This is a genomic window from Geobacillus sp. Manikaran-105, assembly GCF_002809955.1.
Lineage (GTDB): Bacteria > Bacillota > Bacilli > Bacillales > Anoxybacillaceae > Geobacillus > Geobacillus thermophilus.
Genome location: NZ_PIJG01000057.1, coordinates 1 through 16,239, shown reverse-complemented (window position 1 = coordinate 16,239; position 16,239 = coordinate 1). Strand labels below are relative to the sequence as shown.

The following is a 16,239-nucleotide window of genomic DNA, read 5'->3' as shown; positions in this document are numbered from 1 at the left end:
CGAACGCTTGAAGTGGGGGCTTGCAACTCCCCAGAAGTGCAAACGGACTTCGTCCTCCTTCCTTGACTTGGGGTTGCATCAGGGGGCAGGTTGACGACTRCCCAACGACGCAGGTCATGCCTGCATCGTTACCGATTCTCTCGGTGTGTCTGTTGGCAGTACTTGGCTTCCACACACAACAGACRGACCTACGCTCGATGTTTTACGGTTGCAACGTTTCCTGCAACCAACTCCATCCATCGAGCAGCCGTTATTGGAGTGCCTTTATTGAACGGTTTTCTCCATGCCTTTATTATATCATACACAAAAGAAAGGGGGAACGCACATTCCTCTCCCACTTACTCCCTTTGGTCGTTGAAGTGGGAGTCTCCTGCGCGAAATAGGATGAATACGAAACCATCATTTGCCCAACATAGCAGCTGTTCCTTATGACATGGGGGACAGCTGTTTTGTTTTGTCAATGCACGCGCGGCGCATCTTGCGGCCGCGTCGCGCCGAGGCCTTCGCGGGCCATTTTCGCTTTCAAGCTTTCCAGGACATACAAACCGAACATGCCAAGCAGCTCTTCATCAGTCATCTCACCGATCAGCTTGAGCACATCGCGGCGGTCGAGTTCATCCAAAATCGACATCGCCACCGCTTCGGCGTCTTCTTCATCTCCGGTCAGTCGATCTTTATAGTATTCGTACAGATCGTCAGTAAACTTCATCGGCATCGTCGCCTCGCTTTTTTGAGAGCGGGCTTCCTCCTTTCTTTGCAGTTGGCCGATGCAGACTTAGGGGCATCGGCAGTCCTCTCGGTTTGACGCCACAAATGCCATTGGCAACAGGGATGATTCATAGTATAATGGAAAAAATATCATTCGAAAAGCGGGGGAATTCTATGATTCGCCGGTTAACGGCCGAAGACGATCAACAAGTATTTTCGTTTTTGCGGCAAGATCCGTCGTTCAATTTATTTATCATCGGCGATATTGAGTCGTTTGGCTATGACGCCGATTTCCAAGACGTTTGGGGGCAGTTTGACGATGCCGGCTCGCTGAAGGCGGTGCTGCTCCGTTATTACGATTCCTACATTCCGTACGCGCCCGGCGATTTTGATGCCGATGGCTTTGCTCGTCTCATCCGCGAGACAGCCCAATCATCGTCCATCCAGCTGTCTGGCAAGGCGGACATTGCCAGGCAGTTCGAAGAGCGGCTGCCGCTTGGGACGAAGCGAACGCTTTACTTTTGCGAGTGTCGGACGGATGAATACGCCCGTCAAGAAATGGGGGCGTTCGCCGTCAAAAAAGCCGAGTTGGCCGATGTCGACCGGATTCTCGACTTGCGGCGCCGCATTGCCGAATTTGAAACGAGGCCGTCGTCCCGCGATATGCTGGTGAAAGGGATGGAAACCAATTCAGCTAGAACGTACTACATTGAACAAGACGGCCGAATGGTGGCCGCCGCATCGACATCAGCGGAAAACTCATTGTCGGCGATGATCGTCGGCGTCTGCACGGATCAAGGACATCGCGGGAAAGGATATGCGAGCGCCATCGTGGCGAAGCTCGTTTGCGATTTGCTCGCTGAAGGGAAGATGCCGTGCTTGTTTTATGACAATCCAGACGCCGGCCGCATTTACCATCGCCTTGGTTTTCGCGATATCGGATTGTGGGCGATGTACCGTTAGAAGGCGGAAGTCCCGCCAGCTTGCTTGTGTACAAAAGCAGGCTGGCGGTTATTGTCCGTCTGCGCCGTTGGGCGTGACGCGGCGAATGTGCTCGCCGCCGCGCTCTTGCATCGCTTTTGCCTTGTCGTTGACGAGCTGTTTTTGGTCTACGATGGAAGAAGGTGTTTGTTTTTTGTTCGCCATATGGAATCACCTCAATGGAGACGATTTTGCGCGCTGAATGAACATGTCCGCATCTTCGATCAGCCCGCAGACGCCGCATTGGACGCGGTAGCTCGGGCCGCGGTACGGGAGATGGAACGGTTCGAGCGCTTCATTTGTGTATTCATGCTCGATGTCGCCGGTGTGTGGATCGAGCTTGACCGCACGCGGGTGCTGCTCAATGAGATGAAACCGCGTCCGGTTCGTTTTGCAGTTTGGGCATAGCATCGGTTCCAATGGAAGCCACCTCCGGTTTTTATCTTTTGGAAAAACGGCCGTGGTTATGTATAGGTCATCTGTTTTGTTTCAGTTCGTGCGGCTAGGGGATAGGGCTCGCGCAGCCGATCGGACGATGTGCGGCGAAAGACGCCTCCATTTTTCGGGCGCCGGAACGATTTTTGTTGACAATGGCTGCAACTGTCGAGTATCTTAATAAACAAGAAGAAGATTTTGCTTTTTTCGAAATGTTTTACAGTTCAGGCGAAGGAGACTGTTATGGCAGAGAAACCGCTTCGAGACCGCATTATCGACACCGCTCTTCATTTGTTTGAGAAATACGGCTACCACGGCGTGACGGTCGACCGCATCGTTGCCGAAAGCGACACATCCAAAGGCGGTTTTTACCATAATTTTAAATCCAAAGATGAGCTTTTGTATCATATCCATGACGTCTTTATCACGTATGCGCTGACGAAGGCGCAGGAAGCGTATGAAAGCTGTTCGACGCCGACCGAGCGCTTGTACGCCATCGTTCAGTCGTTTGTCAAAGTGTTTCATTTATATAAACCACACATCACCGTGTTTTACCAGGAAAGCACGTACTTAAAACCGGAATACGCTGAACCGATCAATGAAAAGCGCGAAGAGTTCAAGCAAATCATTTTTCGAGTCATTCGCGAGGGGATTGAAGCCGGGGAATTTCGTCCGGAGCTGTCGGTGGAGATTACTGGCATGTCCATTATCGGCATGGTCAACTGGACATACAAATGGTACAATCCGGACGGTCCGCTGTCCATTGAGGAGATCGCGGCGTATTTTGCCGATTTCATTTTGCATGCGGTGCTTCGCAACCCGGCCAGTCCGGCGGCAGCCCCGTTTTTATGGCGGCCGGCCGCCGAATAAGTTGTTGATCGTATACAGACCAACTAGTCGGTTTTGAAAACGCTTCAAAAATCAAACCGTTTACACTCGTTTTCTTACTAAAACCGACTAGTCGGTTCAAATGATAGAACATTTTCTATGGGGGAGAGGGACAGGATGAATTTTTCATTAACAAAAGAACAACAAATGATTAAAGAAATGGTTCGCGACTTTGCTGAGAAGGAAATTGCCCCATACGCGGCGAAATGGGATGAAGAAGCGCATTTTCCGCTCGATGTCTTTCGCAAAATGGGCGAGTTGGGGTTGTTGGGCCTGCCGTTTCCGGAAGAGTACGGCGGCGCTGGGGGCGATACGATTTCGTACGCCATCGCCGTTGAGGAAATCGGCCGCGCCTGCGGCGGCACCGGGCTAAGCTATGCGGCCGCTGTGTCGCTCGGAGCGAGCCCGATTTACTACTTCGGGACGGAAGAACAGAAGCAAAAATGGCTTGTGCCGATGGCGAAAGGCGAGACGCTTGGCGCTTTTGGGCTCACGGAGCCGAACGCCGGATCGGACGCCGGCGGCACGCGCACGACCGCGGTGCTGGACGGCGATGAGTATGTCATCAACGGCGAAAAATGTTGGATCACAAACGCCCAATACGCGCGGCAAGTCATTGTCACAGCTGTGACGGGCAAAGATGCGCGCGGCAAAAACATCATCACCGCTCTCATCGTGCCAACGGACTCCCCAGGATTTACGATTCGTTCGAATTACGACAAAATGGGCGTGCGCGCGTCCAATACGTGCGAGCTTGTCTTTGAGAACGTCCGCGTGCCGAAAGAAAACGTCTTAGGCGACCCGCAAAAAGGGTTTAAACAGTTTTTGTACACGCTTGATGGCGGGCGCATCTCGATCGCCGCGCTGGCGGTCGGCATTGCGCAAGCGGCGTTTGAGAAAGCGCTTCAATACGCAAAAGAGCGCGTCCAGTTTGGTCAGTCGATTTCCAAGTTTCAAGCCATTCAATTTAAACTGGCTGATATGGCGATGGAAATTGAGCTTGCCCGCAACATGGTGTACAAAGCAGCCTGGCTGAAGGATCAAGGGAAACCGTTTACAAAAGAAGCATCGTTCGCCAAGCTGTTCGCCTCGGAAATGGGGTTTCGCGTCTGCAACCAGGCGATTCAAATTCACGGCGGCTACGGCTATATGAAAGAATACGGAGTCGAACGCCACTTGCGCGACGTCAAGCTCATGGAAATCGGCGAAGGCACATCGGAAATCCAGCGTCTCGTCATCGCCCGCCAACTGGGATGCTAAAAGCGGAAATGCCTGCATATCCATAACAATGAATTCGGACAAAGGGGAGGAGACGGTCGATGTTGACGGTGACTGTGGGGAAATTGTTGGAAGAGCGAGCCAGGCAATATGCGGATCGCGAGGCGGTCGTGTATGCCGACCGCGGCTTGCGTCTGACGTATCGGCAGTTTAACGACTATTGCCGCCTCGTTGCGCGCGGGTTGATGCGGCTTGGCATCGAAAAAGGGGAGCATGTCGCCATTTGGGCGACGAACGTTCCGGAATGGATCGCCTGCCAATTTGCGACCGGCAAAATGGGAGCGGTGCTCGTTACGGTCAATACGAACTACCGCGCGGCGGAGCTTGAGTATTTGCTTCGGCAGTCCGACTCGACAACACTGTTTTTGATCGAGCAATACCGCGATTCGTCATACATCGATATTTTGTACGAAATCGTTCCCGAGTTGCGCACATCAGCGCCCGGACAGCTGCAATCGAAACGGCTGCCGAAGCTGAAAAACGTGGTCTTTCTTGGCGACAAACGGCACCCGGGCATGTTTACATGGAACGACATCTTGGCGATGGCGCACGACGTATCGGAAGAAGAACTCGATGAACGGATGGAGAGCCTCGACCCGCACGATGTGATCAACATGCAATACACGTCCGGGACGACTGGATTCCCGAAAGGGGTGATGTTGACGCATTACAACATCGTCAACAACGCCCACCAAGTCGCGCAATGCATGGGGCTTGGCGAAGGCGATCGATTGTGCATTCCGGTGCCGTTTTTCCATTGTTTCGGCTGCGTCATGAGCACGCTTGCATGCGTGACGGTCGGGGCGACGATGGTGCCTGTGCAGGAGTTTCATCCGAAGCGGGTGCTGGAGACGGTCGAGGCGGAGCGGTGCACGGCGCTTCACGGCGTGCCGACGATGTTCATCGCCGAGCTCAACGACCCGGATTTTGCCAAATACGATTTGTCATCGCTGCGCACGGGCATTATGGCTGGCTCCCCTTGCCCGGTCGAAGTGATGAAGGCGGTCATCGAGAAAATGGGGATGAAAGACATTACCATCGCCTACGGGCAGACCGAAGCGTCCCCAGTCATCACGCAAACGCGCACCGACGATCCGCTTGAGCTGCGTGTCGAAACGGTTGGCCGCGCCTTGCCGGGCGTCGAGGTGAAAATCGTCGAGCCGGGAACGAACAAGGAAGTGCCGCGGGGTGTGCAAGGGGAACTGTGCACGCGCGGCTATCATGTCATGAAAGGGTATTACAACAACCCGGAAGCGACAAATGAAGCGATCGACCAAGACGGCTGGCTGCATACCGGCGACTTGGCGGTGATGGATGAAAACGGTTACTTCCGCATCACCGGCCGTCTGAAAGATATGATCATCCGCGGCGGCGAAAACATTTATCCGCGCGAAATCGAAGAGTTTTTATACAAACATCCGAAAATTTTGGACGTCCAAGTCGTCGGCGTGCCGGATGAAGTATACGGGGAAGAAGTGATGGCGTGGATCATCTTAAAAGACGGCGAAACGGCGACGGCTGAGGAGATTCGCGAGTTTTGCCGCGGCCACATTTCCCGTCATAAAATCCCGCGCTACATTGAGTTTACTGATTCGTACCCAATGACGGCGTCCGGGAAAATCCAAAAATTTAAACTGCGGGAAATGGCGAAACAGCGCCTCGGCTTGACGACGTAAACCGCCGTGCCGGGCGGTTTCGTCCGCCCGGCGGCATTCTCAGTTTTCGTGAAAGGGTGAGACGATGTTTTCGAAAGTATTGATTGCCAACCGCGGCGAAATCGCCGTCCGCATCATCCGCACGTGCCAAAAGCTCGGCATCCGGACCGTCGCCGTCTATTCCGAAGCGGATGCGGATTCGCTCCACGTCTCGCTCGCGGATGAGGCGTATTTGATCGGCAAGCCGCGCGTCGCGGAAAGCTATTTAAATATCGAAAAAATCATAGAGGTTGCCAAAACGGCGAAAGCGGAGGCGATCCATCCCGGCTACGGGCTGTTGTCGGAAAATCCAGCGTTTGCCCGCCGCTGCGAGGAAGAAGGAATCGTCTTCATCGGTCCGAAGGCGGACGTCATCGCGGCGATGGGCAGCAAAATCGAAGCGCGGCGGACGATGGAAAAAGCCGGCGTGCCGATCGTCCCAGGCGTCTCCTTTGCGCTTGATGGCGCCGATGAGGCGGCCAAAGCGGCGGCTTCGATTGGGTATCCAGTCATGCTGAAGGCGTCAGCCGGCGGCGGCGGCATCGGCATGCATATCGCCCGCGACGAAGCCGAGCTGCGCCAGGCGTTTGAAGGAAGCCAAAAACGGGCGGCTTCGTTTTTCGGCGACGGGACGATGTATATCGAAAAATATATCGATCGCCCGCGCCATATTGAAATTCAGCTGCTCGCTGATTCCTACGGCAACTGCGTCTACTTGTGGGAGCGCGAGTGTTCGATCCAGCGCCGCCATCAAAAGGTGGTCGAAGAGGCGCCGTCGCCGTTTTTGGATGAAGAGACGCGGCGGAAGATGGGGGAGGCGGCGGTGCGGGCCGCGCGCCATATCGGCTATGCGAACGCCGGCACGATCGAGTTTCTTGTCGATGATCAAAAAAACTTTTATTTTCTGGAGATGAACACACGCCTGCAAGTTGAACATCCGGTGACGGAAGAAATCACCGGCATCGACATTGTCGAAGAGCAGCTGCGCATCGCCGCCGGCGAGCCGCTTCGTTATCAGCAGGAAGACATTCGCCGCGATGGACACGCCATTGAAGTGCGCATTTATGCCGAAGATCCGAACACGTTTTACCCGTCGCCCGGCCGCATTACGGCGTTTTCCGCCCCACAAGGCGAATGGATTCGTCATGAAACGGCGGTTCAAAGCGGCGCCGCGGTTACGCCGTTTTATGATCCGATGATCGCCAAACTAATCGCCAAAGGGCCGGATCGGCAAACGGCGATTGAACGCTTGCTCGAAGCGCTTCGACACTATCGCGTGGAAGGGATTAAAACGAACATTCCGCTGCTTGAGGCCGTGTTGTCCCATCCGGCGTTTCAAGCGGGGGATACGACGACCGATTTCCTTTCGAAGCATTGGAAGCCAGCAAAAGCAAAATGAAGCAGAAACGGAGGAAGACACGATGACCCAAGTAACGGCAACAATGGCTGGAAGTGTATGGAAATTGTTGGTGGCTGTCGGGGATCATGTAGAAGAAGGCCAAGATGTCATCATTTTAGAATCGATGAAAATGGAGATTCCGATTGCGGCTGAGGCGTCCGGCGTCGTGAAGCACATCCACGTGCAGGAAGGAGATTTCGTGAACGAAGGCGACGTGCTTGTCGAGATTGAGTAAAAAGGGGGAGCAGAGCATGAGCCGATGGCCGGCGAAGGTGACGATCAAAGAAGTCGGCCCGCGCGACGGCCTGCAAAACGAAGCAGCGCCGATCGCGACCGCCGATAAAATCGCGTGGATCAACTTATTGTCCGAAACGGGGCTGTCGTACATTGAGGTGACTTCCTTCGTCCATCCGAAATGGATCCCGCAGCTCGCCGATGCCGCTGAGGTCGCAGCCGGCATCGGCCGAAAAGCCGGCGTCACGTATGCGGCGCTCGTGCCGAACGAAAGAGGGCTTGAGCGGGCGTTGGCCGCGGGGATTGACGAAGTCGGCGTCTTTATGTCAGCGAGCGAAACGCACAACCAAAAAAATATTAACAAAACGATCGCTGCCACATTTCCGGTGCTGGAAGCGGTCGTGCAAACGGCAAAACAAGCAGGCAAAACGGTGCGCGGCTACGTTTCCACCGTCTTTGGCTGCCCGTATGAAGGGGCAGTTGCCGTCGATCAAGTGCTGATGGTGGCGGATCGGTTGTTGGCGATGGGGGTTGACGAACTGTCGCTTGGCGATACGATCGGCGTCGCGACGCCCAAGCAAGTGGAGGACGTGCTTGCTGAGGTGCTTCGCCGCTTTCCGGCCGGACGGATTGCCATGCATTTCCATGATACAAGAGGAACGGCGCTTGCCAACATTTTGGTGTCGATGGAGATGGGCATTACGACGTTTGACAGCTCGCTTGGCGGCCTTGGCGGCTGTCCGTACGCTCCCGGAGCGTCGGGAAACGTCGCCACTGATGATTTAGTATATATGCTTCACGGCATGGGGATTGAAACCGGCATCGATGTCGAGCAGCTGACGAAAGCGGCGTTGTTTATCCGCGACAAAATCGGCCGCCCGCTTTCGAGCCGGTATTTGCAAACGGTTGGATCATAAGGGGGGGAGAAAACGTGAGCGCACTTGTATCGTTTGAAACACAAGAAAACGGCATCGCCATTGTGACATTAAACCGCCCGGAAGCAGCCAACGCGCTTTCTAGAGCGCTTTTGTTGGAGCTTGGTGCGCTTTTGCAAGAAATCAAATTTCAAAAAGACGTGCGCGTCGTCATTTTGACCGGGGCCGGAGACAAAGTGTTTTGCGCCGGAGCCGATTTGAAAGAGCGGGCAGGGATGAACGAAACCGAAGTCCGTCAGGCCGTCGCTTTAATCAGCAAAACGATCAACGAGGTCGAGAAAGTGCCGCAGCCGGTCATTGCCGCGTTAAACGGCTCGGCCTTTGGCGGGGGGCTTGAGCTGGCGCTCGCCTGCGACATCCGGTTTGCCGCCGACGATATCCAGCTCGGGCTGACGGAAACGTCGCTCGGCATCATTCCGGGAGCGGGGGGGACGCAGCGGCTGCCGCGCCTTGTCGGCCTCGGCAAAGCGAAAGAGTTGATTTTTGCCGCCAAACGGATTACAGCGCAGGAAGCCGAGCGAATCGGCCTTGTCGAATACGCCGTGCCGCGCGCCGAGCTCATGGATCGGGCGCTTGAATTGGCGCAGCAAATCGCTGACAATGCGCCAATAGCCGTCCGCCAGGCGAAACGGGCGATCCAAAGCGTATTCAACGTTGATTTGGAGACGGGCCTCGCAATTGAGCAGCTCGCCTATGAGGCGACAATCCCAACGAAAGACCGTCTGGAAGGTCTGCAGGCGTTTAAAGAAAAGCGGAAGCCGGTGTACAAAGGGGAGTAAGCCTGCGCTTGGGCAAGATGAGGCTGTTTGGATAAGGAAAAAGCCGCACGGAGCGCTTGTTCTGCACCGACATTGGCACGACAGCCAAAAACGGCCCCAACCGTGCTCCCGGCCGAACACGCGGGATGGAACAGCAAGATCTATCAAAACAAGGAGGGGAAACAAAGAGATGAAGGAAACAGCCAATCAGCAAGACACGCTCGCAGCGGAGCTGGAGAAAAGAGCGGCGGAAATCAAGAAAGGCGGGGCGCCAAAATATCATGAAAAAAATGCGGCCCAAGGGAAATTGTTTGTCCGCGAGCGGCTGAATTTGCTGCTTGACGATGGCTTAGAAGTGGAAGACGGCTTGTTTGCCAACTGTTTGGCGGATGGCCTGCCGGCTGACGGGGTGGTGACCGGGATCGGCAAAATCAACGGCCGCACCGTCTGCGTGATGGCGAACGATTCGACGGTCAAAGCCGGCTCATGGGGAGCGCGCACGGTCGAAAAAATCATCCGCATTCAAGAGACAGCGGAAAAACTGCGCTGCCCGATCATTTATTTGGTGGACTCGGCCGGCGCCCGCATTACGGACCAACTCGAAATGTTTCCCGGCCGGCGCGGGGCAGGGCGCATTTTTTACAATGAGGTGAAGCTGTCCGGCAAAGTGCCGCAAGTGTGCCTGTTGTTTGGCCCGTCAGCAGCCGGCGGCGCTTATATTCCGGCGTTTTGCGACATCGTCATCATGGTCGAGGGCAACGCCTCGATGTACTTGGGCTCGCCGCGCATGGCGGAAATGGTGATTGGGGAAAAAGTCACGCTCGAAGAGATGGGCGGCGCTCGCATGCATTGCACCGTCTCCGGCTGCGGCGACGTGCTCGTGAAAACCGAAGAAGAAGCGATTGCCTATGCGCGCCGTTATTTGTCATATTTTCCGTCCCATTACGGCGAAAAACCGCCGGTGGTCGAGGCGAAGCCGCCGAAATCGTTCGACAAAACGATCGAAGACATTTTGCCGGAAAACCAAAATGCGCCGTTCAACATGTATGATTTGATTGAGCGAATCATTGACGAAGGATCGTTTTGCGAAATCAAAAAACTGTTTGCGCCGGAAATCATTACGGGACTGGCGCGCCTTAACGGCCAGCCGATCGGCATCATCGCCAACCAGCCGCGAGTCAAAGGCGGTGTCTTGTTCCACGATTCGGCTGATAAAGCGGCGAAATTCATCACGCTTTGCGACGCGTTCCATATCCCGCTTCTGTTTTTGGCCGACGTCCCTGGCTTTATGATCGGCACGAAGGTCGAGCGGGCCGGCATCATCCGCCATGGGGCGAAAATGATCGCCGCCATGGCGGAAGCCACCGTACCGAAGATCTCGGTCATCGTCCGCAAAGCGTACGGCGCCGGGTTGTATGCCATGGCCGGCCCGGCGTTTGAACCGGACTGCTGCCTCGCGCTTCCGAACGCGCAAATCGCCGTCATGGGGCCGGAGGCGGCCGTCAACGCCGTTTATGCGAACAAAATCGCCGAGCTGCCGCCGGAAGAGCGGCCGGCGTTTGTCGAACAAAAACGCGAGGAATACCGGCGCGACATCGATATCTACCGGCTCGCTTCTGAATTGGTCGTTGATGGCATCGTCGCGCCGAACGACTTGCGCGACGAACTCATCCGGCGGTTTGCCGCGTATATGTCCAAATATATGGTCTTTTCCGAGCGGAAACACGGGGTGTATCCGGTTTGAAAAAACTGGATAAACGTCCCCCTTGTCAAACGAAGAAAGATTGTGTATGATAATAATCACCAATCCGCTGCTGCGTTGTGCGTTGTAGAATGAAGTTTCAACCGATGGCAATCAAAAGGGAGTTCTACATTGAAGCGGGAATGTCATGCCCCTTATTCGTCTGCGGGGACGACAGGAACGCTTCTGCGAACACCCACCTGGTGGAGCGTGGTTGAGAAACTGCATTCAGCCGACGGCAACCGCGGCGCGGATTCACGAATGAGGAGTTGGCAAAAGAGTCCAACTGGATGCAAAACATCCGGTTGGACTCTTTTTCGTTGCGTATGTTTTCTCAAAAAGACATGAAACAATATAGTTGATTTTCTTCGTTTTCATGTTATAATCATATTTCGTGCAGAAATAATTCGCATTGAAACTATTCCAACAAGAAAGATGAAGCAAGGAGGGGGGATGAATGGAAGGAATCAGCCGGGACATCATGTACGCCGTCTTCCGGACGCAAAAGGCGCTTTATCGCCTCATCCGCGAGGACGCGGCTCGCGTCGGAGTGACGGAGGTGCAGCTGATCGTCTTGTATACGCTGTTGAAAAAAGAACATATTCGCCTGAATGACTTGGCGGAAAAATTAAATTTAAGCAACAGCAACGTCAGCGGCACGGTCGATCGGCTCGTCGGCGCCGGCCTTGTTGTCCGCGAGCCGTCGAAGCAAGATCGGCGCGCGGTCATTTTGAGTTTGACGGAAAAAGGAAAAGAGACAGTGTCGGAAGCGTTTGGCGAGCAGTCGGTGCTGCGCCGGCGGCTTCGCCGCATTCAAGAACTCGTCTCTCCAGAGGAGATTGAACAGTTTTTGCATCTTCATGAAAAAATTAAAGCGATTTTACTCGGGGAGGAATAGACAGTGAACGTGAAACGATTGGTGGCGCTGAACATCATTGTGCTCATTTTGCTTGTCGGCGGCGGCTTTGCCGCTTACTACTATGTGAACGAAGCGACGAATTACATTAAAACAGACAACGCCCGCATCGACGGCCAGGTCATCTCGGTTGCGGCGCCGCTGTCCGGAAAACTGACATCCTGGCGGGGCGACACGGGAAAAACGTTCTCAGCCGGGGAAGAAATCGGTGAGGTGTTTGACGGCAAAACGACGGTGCCGGTGACAGTGCCTCATCGGATGACCATCGTGCAGCAAAACGCGGTCAAAGACTCGTTTGTCGCCGCGGGGACGCCGCTTGCCCGAGGGTTTGATTTGAACGATTTGTGGGTGACGGCGAACATTGAAGAGACCGATATTGAAGACGTGAAAGTCGGGCAAGACGTCGATATTTATGTCGATGCGTATCCGGACCGCAAATTCAGCGGCAAAGTCGAAAAGATTGGCAATGCGACAGCGAATACGTTCAGCCTGCTGCCGAGCTCCAATGCGACCGGCAACTACACGAAAGTGACCCAAGTGATTCCGGTCACGATTTCCATTGACAATTACAGCGGAGCCGGACTTGTGCCGGGCATGAACGTCACCGTCCGCATCCATAAGTAGGTGATGGGACATGACAACATTTGTCATTGGTTATATTGTGTTTGCCGTTTTGGTTTTGGCGGCGGTCAACATCGCGCTGCGCCGCCGCAAACCGGCTTCAGCTGCAGGGAAGGCGGCGGATGAAGCGGCGAAAGCCAACGCTCAACCGTTAGCGGAAACGAAAGCAGAGCCAGCGGCAGAAACGGATGGGCGCCCGGCCGCTCCAGCCGGGCAAGGCGGCCTCGGGGATATCGGCAGCCGCGGAAAAGTTGTGGCGACGGTCATGCTGGGCGCGTTTGTCGCCATCTTGAACCAAACATTGATCAACGTCGCCTTGCCCCATATGATGCAAGATTTCAACGTGGAAACGTCGACGATTCAATGGCTCGTGACAGGATATATGCTCGTCAACGGGGTGCTCATCCCGATCAGCCCGTTTTTAATCGCGAAGTTTCCAGCGAAACGGCTGTTTTTGTCTGGCATGTCGTTTTTCGCCATCGGCGCGTTTGTTTGCTCGATCGCTCCAACCTTTGCCGTCATGCTCGCAGGGCGGCTGACGCAGGCGGTCGGGGCGGGCATCATCATGCAGCTGATGATGGTCATTATGCTGTCGATTTTCCCGCCGGAACGCCGCGGAGTGGCCATGGGAACGGTCGGAATCGCCATGATGTTCGCGCCGGCGATCGGGCCGACGTTATCCGGATGGCTTGTCGAACATTATACATGGCGGCTGTTGTTTTACGTCGTTTTGCCGATCGCGATTGTAGACATTGTGCTTGCCTCCGCCTGGCTGAAACATACGCCGCGCAAGGGCAATCCGGTGCTGGACGTGCAAGGGGCGGTCTACTCCACGATCGGGTTTGGCGGCGTTCTGTATGGCTTCAGCGAAGCCGGCAGCAAAGGATGGGGCGAGACGGAAGTCGTTGTGTCGCTTATCATCGGCGTCTTGTTCTTGATCATGTTCACATGGCGTTCGCTCCGCTCGGAGCATCCGGTGCTCAATTTCCGTGTGTTCCGCTACCCAGTGTTTACGTTGGCGACCGTCATCGGATCGGTCATCAATATGGCGATGTTTGCAGCGATGGTGCTGCTGCCGGTGTATTTGCAAAACTTGCGCGGCTTTACGCCGCTTGATGCCGGTTTGCTGTTGCTACCGGGAGCGATTGTCATGGCGATCATGTCGCCGATTTCCGGCTGGGTGTTTGACCGCATCGGCGCGCGGGCGCTGGCGATCGTCGGCTTGATCATCACCGCGGTCACGACGTGGGAATTCAGCAAGCTGACGATGGATACACCGTACAGCCAGTTAATTTGGCTTTATATTTTCCGCATGTTCGGCATGTCGATGCTCGGAATGCCGATTATGACGGAAGGATTGAACGCCTTGCCGCGCCATTTGTACAGCCACGGCACGGCGATGTCCAATACGATCCGCCAAGTGGCCGCTTCGCTCGGAACGGCGTTCTTGGTGACGATCATGTCCAACCGGGCCAAATTCCATGCGGACATGTACCGAAATGAGATGACGGAAAACAATCCGTTTTTCATGAGCCTTGTCGGCCAGCTGAAGCAGGCGATTCCGAGCGATGAAGCGGTGGTGCAGCTGCTGTATGGGCTCGTGCAGCAGAGATCGACTGTCGAAGGGATTAACGACGCCTTTTTCGTCGCCACCGGCTTGACGGTATTGGCGTTAATGATGGCGTTTTTCTTAAAGGGAAAAAAGCATAAATCGCCATCAGCGTAAACAAAGGAAGCGGCGCAGAAGCCTAACGGGTTCGGTTGTTGAGTACAAAATTAAAAAAAGTAATACAAAAGGGAGTCCAATTCGCATATGAAATGGACTCCCTTTTGTTTCTTGATATATCAATGTTTTATTTAATTTATGACCATTAATCGCATTATAATTAGCATCTTAATTAGCAAGTGACTGCTGACCAACAGACAGTATTCCAAATATGTGTTAAAATTGATGCTAATTGGACATAAATTCATTGATGACTTCCCTTTATCGTGTATTTGCCAAAGAAATTCGCTTATCTGATGCCCACCATTTTCTTTGTCAAACGGATAAAACAAAATCTCGGAAACAAGCTCGTGAGGAATTTGTTCAAGCAAGAGTGGATTTAATCAACTGGGGAATTAACTCTGGTTATGATACAAAGTCTTTGCGAAAATTGGCTTTTCTAAAACTGGAAGAATTATTTCATACACACCAATTTCATAAAAAAGTCATTTCAGATGGCAGCAGTCATTATGAATACGCTGATAATCCGATTGAACATCCGCTTGCGACAATTGACAGAGGATTTCGATGGGTTGATTGTACAACCAATCTTTCATCATTCGAACCGAAGGACATTGCCAATCTTGTTTTAAATGTGAATGACAACGCCACGAATACCTTTATCCAGCACATTCGAAGACGGCTATCTATTTTAGAAAGACCATTGACAACAGCTCGTGGTGACGGAAAAAGCTATATCTATTCAAACTTTAACCCAAAGTATGCTCAAATGGCTCTTACCATACTTCGGACTTACTACAATTTTTGTTTAGCATACAAAACAAAAGAGACAGTAGGAACACCTGCTCAACGATTAGGCATTGCAAAAAAACGATTTGATTTAAAAGAAATAATTTATATGCAATAACCATAATTGAAAGGGATTTGATATTTTATAAGACCAAATCACCATACGATTTGGTTTTTTATTTTTGTTGAAATATCAATATTTTTTGACGAAATCCTTTTTAAGGATTTTAGTATTTTATGTTAAACTAAATATATAGATTACTTAGAAAATTAGCAAAGGGAAAATTAACCCACGAGGAGGGAAGTGTATGAAAAAGTTTTTAATTCCATTATTAGTATTAATTGTGTTAGGCATTGGTGGTTATTTTGTTATTGGACTATTTAGTGCTAAACCACCTTTACCAACCATAACTGTTGGAGAAAAAAAGGTAGAAGTGACACAAGGTTCGTATTGTTGGAATGGATTACTTAATTCTGTTTGTGCTGATACAAGTTCTCCGCCAGAACTCATTAAAAATCAAGAACTAAAACCTGTGGTTGTACCACCAAATTCCCAATTGAAAATAGAATTCAAAGACGAGCCTAAAGAAAATACATTAGTAGTAAATAGATGGCTTACAAATATAAAAACAGAAAATGTTCCAATAAATGATAATGTGATACTATTACCAAAAGAAAAAGGTGTTTATGTGTATGATGTTTCAGCAAGATGGGAAAAGGGAGATTCAAGTTATGCCTTTGTAATTGAAGTACGGTAGTAACCTTTTAGTAACAGTCTTGATTTAACAAGTCAATATAATTTTAGTTTAAAACGCTTGGAATAAACCCAAGCGTTTTAATGTGCTTTTTACCTTGTTAAATTTAGTTCGAATTTTGTGCTAATTACGCTGTTATTTGTACTGTTTTTTTTGATTTTGTACTTCTGAACCGAACCCGTTAGCAGAAGCCGCTTCTTTTTTTGTTTTATCTTAATTAGGCGAGAAGACTCCCACTTCAACGAAGCGAAGCGGAGTAAGTGGGAGATGAATCGCCTTAACTCAGGCGTGTTGATTATCCAATAAAATCCAAAGGGTATAGAAAAAAGAGCACCTTTCCTGTAGAATGTGAGTAGCGACACAAACAAACCCAGGAGGTGC

General features: G+C 52.4%; 16 protein-coding genes, 1 other RNA gene and 1 pseudogene. 15 read left to right on the top strand and 3 right to left on the bottom strand.

Translation table 11 applies throughout. The features are described from left to right. Positions 1-457: 457 nt before the first annotated feature. Positions 458-715: a DUF6154 family protein gene (locus CV945_RS14500; RefSeq protein ID WP_015374743.1), complete on the bottom strand. Its 258-nt coding sequence runs from the start codon at positions 713-715 to the stop codon at positions 458-460. Positions 716-882: 167 nt separating this feature from the next. Between CV945_RS14500 and CV945_RS14495 the strand changes: the two genes are divergently transcribed. Beyond that, on the top strand, positions 883-1,671 hold the full coding sequence (locus CV945_RS14495) for a GNAT family N-acetyltransferase (RefSeq protein ID WP_100660038.1): 789 nt from the start codon (positions 883-885) through the stop codon (positions 1,669-1,671). Positions 1,672-1,719: 48 nt separating this feature from the next. Here CV945_RS14495 and CV945_RS17795 read toward each other — a convergent pair whose 3' ends face one another. Next, complete coding sequence (locus tag CV945_RS17795) at positions 1,720-1,854, bottom strand: hypothetical protein (protein WP_255407743.1); 135 nt, start codon at positions 1,852-1,854, stop codon at positions 1,720-1,722. Between the two features lie 6 nt (positions 1,855-1,860). Beyond that, complete coding sequence (locus CV945_RS14490) at positions 1,861-2,109, bottom strand: hypothetical protein (protein WP_013145420.1); 249 nt, start codon at positions 2,107-2,109, stop codon at positions 1,861-1,863. A gap of 258 nt (positions 2,110-2,367) precedes the next feature. Here CV945_RS14490 and CV945_RS14485 point away from each other — a divergent pair, with 258 nt between their 5' ends. From CV945_RS14485 to CV945_RS14420, 14 genes and pseudogenes are all read left to right on the top strand, one after another. After that, a complete protein-coding gene (locus CV945_RS14485; RefSeq protein ID WP_033012215.1) occupies positions 2,368-2,994 on the top strand; it encodes a TetR/AcrR family transcriptional regulator in 627 nt (208 codons plus the stop codon). 135 nt (positions 2,995-3,129) lie between these two features. Next, positions 3,130-4,272, top strand: coding sequence for an acyl-CoA dehydrogenase (locus tag CV945_RS14480; protein ID WP_100660037.1), 1,143 nt, complete (start codon positions 3,130-3,132; stop codon positions 4,270-4,272). 59 nt (positions 4,273-4,331) lie between these two features. Next, entirely contained in the window at positions 4,332-5,966 is a 1,635-nt protein-coding gene (locus tag CV945_RS14475) for an AMP-binding protein (RefSeq protein WP_100660036.1), read from the top strand. Between the two features lie 64 nt (positions 5,967-6,030). Then, positions 6,031-7,383, top strand: coding sequence for an acetyl-CoA carboxylase biotin carboxylase subunit (gene accC / locus CV945_RS14470; RefSeq protein WP_100660035.1), 1,353 nt, complete (start codon positions 6,031-6,033; stop codon positions 7,381-7,383). A 22-nt stretch (positions 7,384-7,405) separates the two neighbouring features. Further along, positions 7,406-7,618, top strand: a complete 213-nt coding sequence (locus CV945_RS14465; RefSeq protein ID WP_014195717.1) for an acetyl-CoA carboxylase biotin carboxyl carrier protein subunit — start codon at positions 7,406-7,408, stop codon at positions 7,616-7,618. Positions 7,619-7,634: 16 nt separating this feature from the next. Beyond that, the gene (locus CV945_RS14460) at positions 7,635-8,534 is read left to right on the top strand and encodes a hydroxymethylglutaryl-CoA lyase (protein WP_014195718.1); all 900 of its coding nucleotides are present in this window, start codon (positions 7,635-7,637) and stop codon (positions 8,532-8,534) included. A gap of 14 nt (positions 8,535-8,548) precedes the next feature. Beyond that, positions 8,549-9,331, top strand: coding sequence for an enoyl-CoA hydratase (locus tag CV945_RS14455; RefSeq protein ID WP_100660034.1), 783 nt, complete (start codon positions 8,549-8,551; stop codon positions 9,329-9,331). A gap of 169 nt (positions 9,332-9,500) precedes the next feature. Continuing rightward, complete coding sequence (locus CV945_RS14450) at positions 9,501-11,054, top strand: acyl-CoA carboxylase subunit beta (RefSeq protein WP_025039203.1); 1,554 nt, start codon at positions 9,501-9,503, stop codon at positions 11,052-11,054. A 63-nt stretch (positions 11,055-11,117) separates the two neighbouring features. After that, positions 11,118-11,306: non-coding RNA, 6S RNA (gene ssrS / locus CV945_RS14445), on the top strand. 202 nt (positions 11,307-11,508) lie between these two features. After that, entirely contained in the window at positions 11,509-11,949 is a 441-nt protein-coding gene (locus tag CV945_RS14440) for a MarR family winged helix-turn-helix transcriptional regulator (protein ID WP_033025304.1), read from the top strand. Between the two features lie 3 nt (positions 11,950-11,952). Next, on the top strand, positions 11,953-12,591 hold the full coding sequence (locus CV945_RS14435) for an HlyD family secretion protein (RefSeq protein WP_033012202.1): 639 nt from the start codon (positions 11,953-11,955) through the stop codon (positions 12,589-12,591). 10 nt (positions 12,592-12,601) lie between these two features. After that, positions 12,602-14,314 (top strand): DHA2 family efflux MFS transporter permease subunit, encoded by a 1,713-nt coding sequence (locus CV945_RS14430; protein WP_060787795.1) that lies wholly within the window; start codon positions 12,602-12,604, stop codon positions 14,312-14,314. A 244-nt stretch (positions 14,315-14,558) separates the two neighbouring features. Beyond that, positions 14,559-15,221, top strand: a pseudogene (locus tag CV945_RS14425) (insertion element protein); the annotation flags it as partial. 190 nt (positions 15,222-15,411) lie between these two features. Continuing rightward, a complete protein-coding gene (locus CV945_RS14420; RefSeq protein ID WP_025039205.1) occupies positions 15,412-15,861 on the top strand; it encodes a hypothetical protein in 450 nt (149 codons plus the stop codon). Positions 15,862-16,239: the final 378 nt, after the last annotated feature.

Excerpts from the sequence above, each read along its gene's own strand:
- CV945_RS14465 (WP_014195717.1), top strand. The coding sequence starts at position 7,406 with ATGACCCAAGTAACGGCAACAATGGCTGGAAGTGTATGGAAATTGTTG.
- CV945_RS14500 (WP_015374743.1), bottom strand. The coding sequence starts at position 715 with ATGCCGATGAAGTTTACTGACGATCTGTACGAATACTATAAAGATCGA.
- CV945_RS14430 (WP_060787795.1), top strand. The coding sequence starts at position 12,602 with ATGACAACATTTGTCATTGGTTATATTGTGTTTGCCGTTTTGGTTTTG.
- CV945_RS14420 (WP_025039205.1), top strand. The coding sequence starts at position 15,412 with ATGAAAAAGTTTTTAATTCCATTATTAGTATTAATTGTGTTAGGCATT.
- CV945_RS17795 (WP_255407743.1), bottom strand. The coding sequence starts at position 1,854 with ATGGCGAACAAAAAACAAACACCTTCTTCCATCGTAGACCAAAAACAG.
- CV945_RS14485 (WP_033012215.1), top strand. The coding sequence starts at position 2,368 with ATGGCAGAGAAACCGCTTCGAGACCGCATTATCGACACCGCTCTTCAT.
- CV945_RS14450 (WP_025039203.1), top strand. The coding sequence starts at position 9,501 with ATGAAGGAAACAGCCAATCAGCAAGACACGCTCGCAGCGGAGCTGGAG.
- accC (WP_100660035.1), top strand. The coding sequence starts at position 6,031 with ATGTTTTCGAAAGTATTGATTGCCAACCGCGGCGAAATCGCCGTCCGC.
- CV945_RS14480 (WP_100660037.1), top strand. The coding sequence starts at position 3,130 with ATGAATTTTTCATTAACAAAAGAACAACAAATGATTAAAGAAATGGTT.
- CV945_RS14475 (WP_100660036.1), top strand. The coding sequence starts at position 4,332 with ATGTTGACGGTGACTGTGGGGAAATTGTTGGAAGAGCGAGCCAGGCAA.
- CV945_RS14440 (WP_033025304.1), top strand. The coding sequence starts at position 11,509 with ATGGAAGGAATCAGCCGGGACATCATGTACGCCGTCTTCCGGACGCAA.
- CV945_RS14460 (WP_014195718.1), top strand. The coding sequence starts at position 7,635 with ATGAGCCGATGGCCGGCGAAGGTGACGATCAAAGAAGTCGGCCCGCGC.
- CV945_RS14495 (WP_100660038.1), top strand. The coding sequence starts at position 883 with ATGATTCGCCGGTTAACGGCCGAAGACGATCAACAAGTATTTTCGTTT.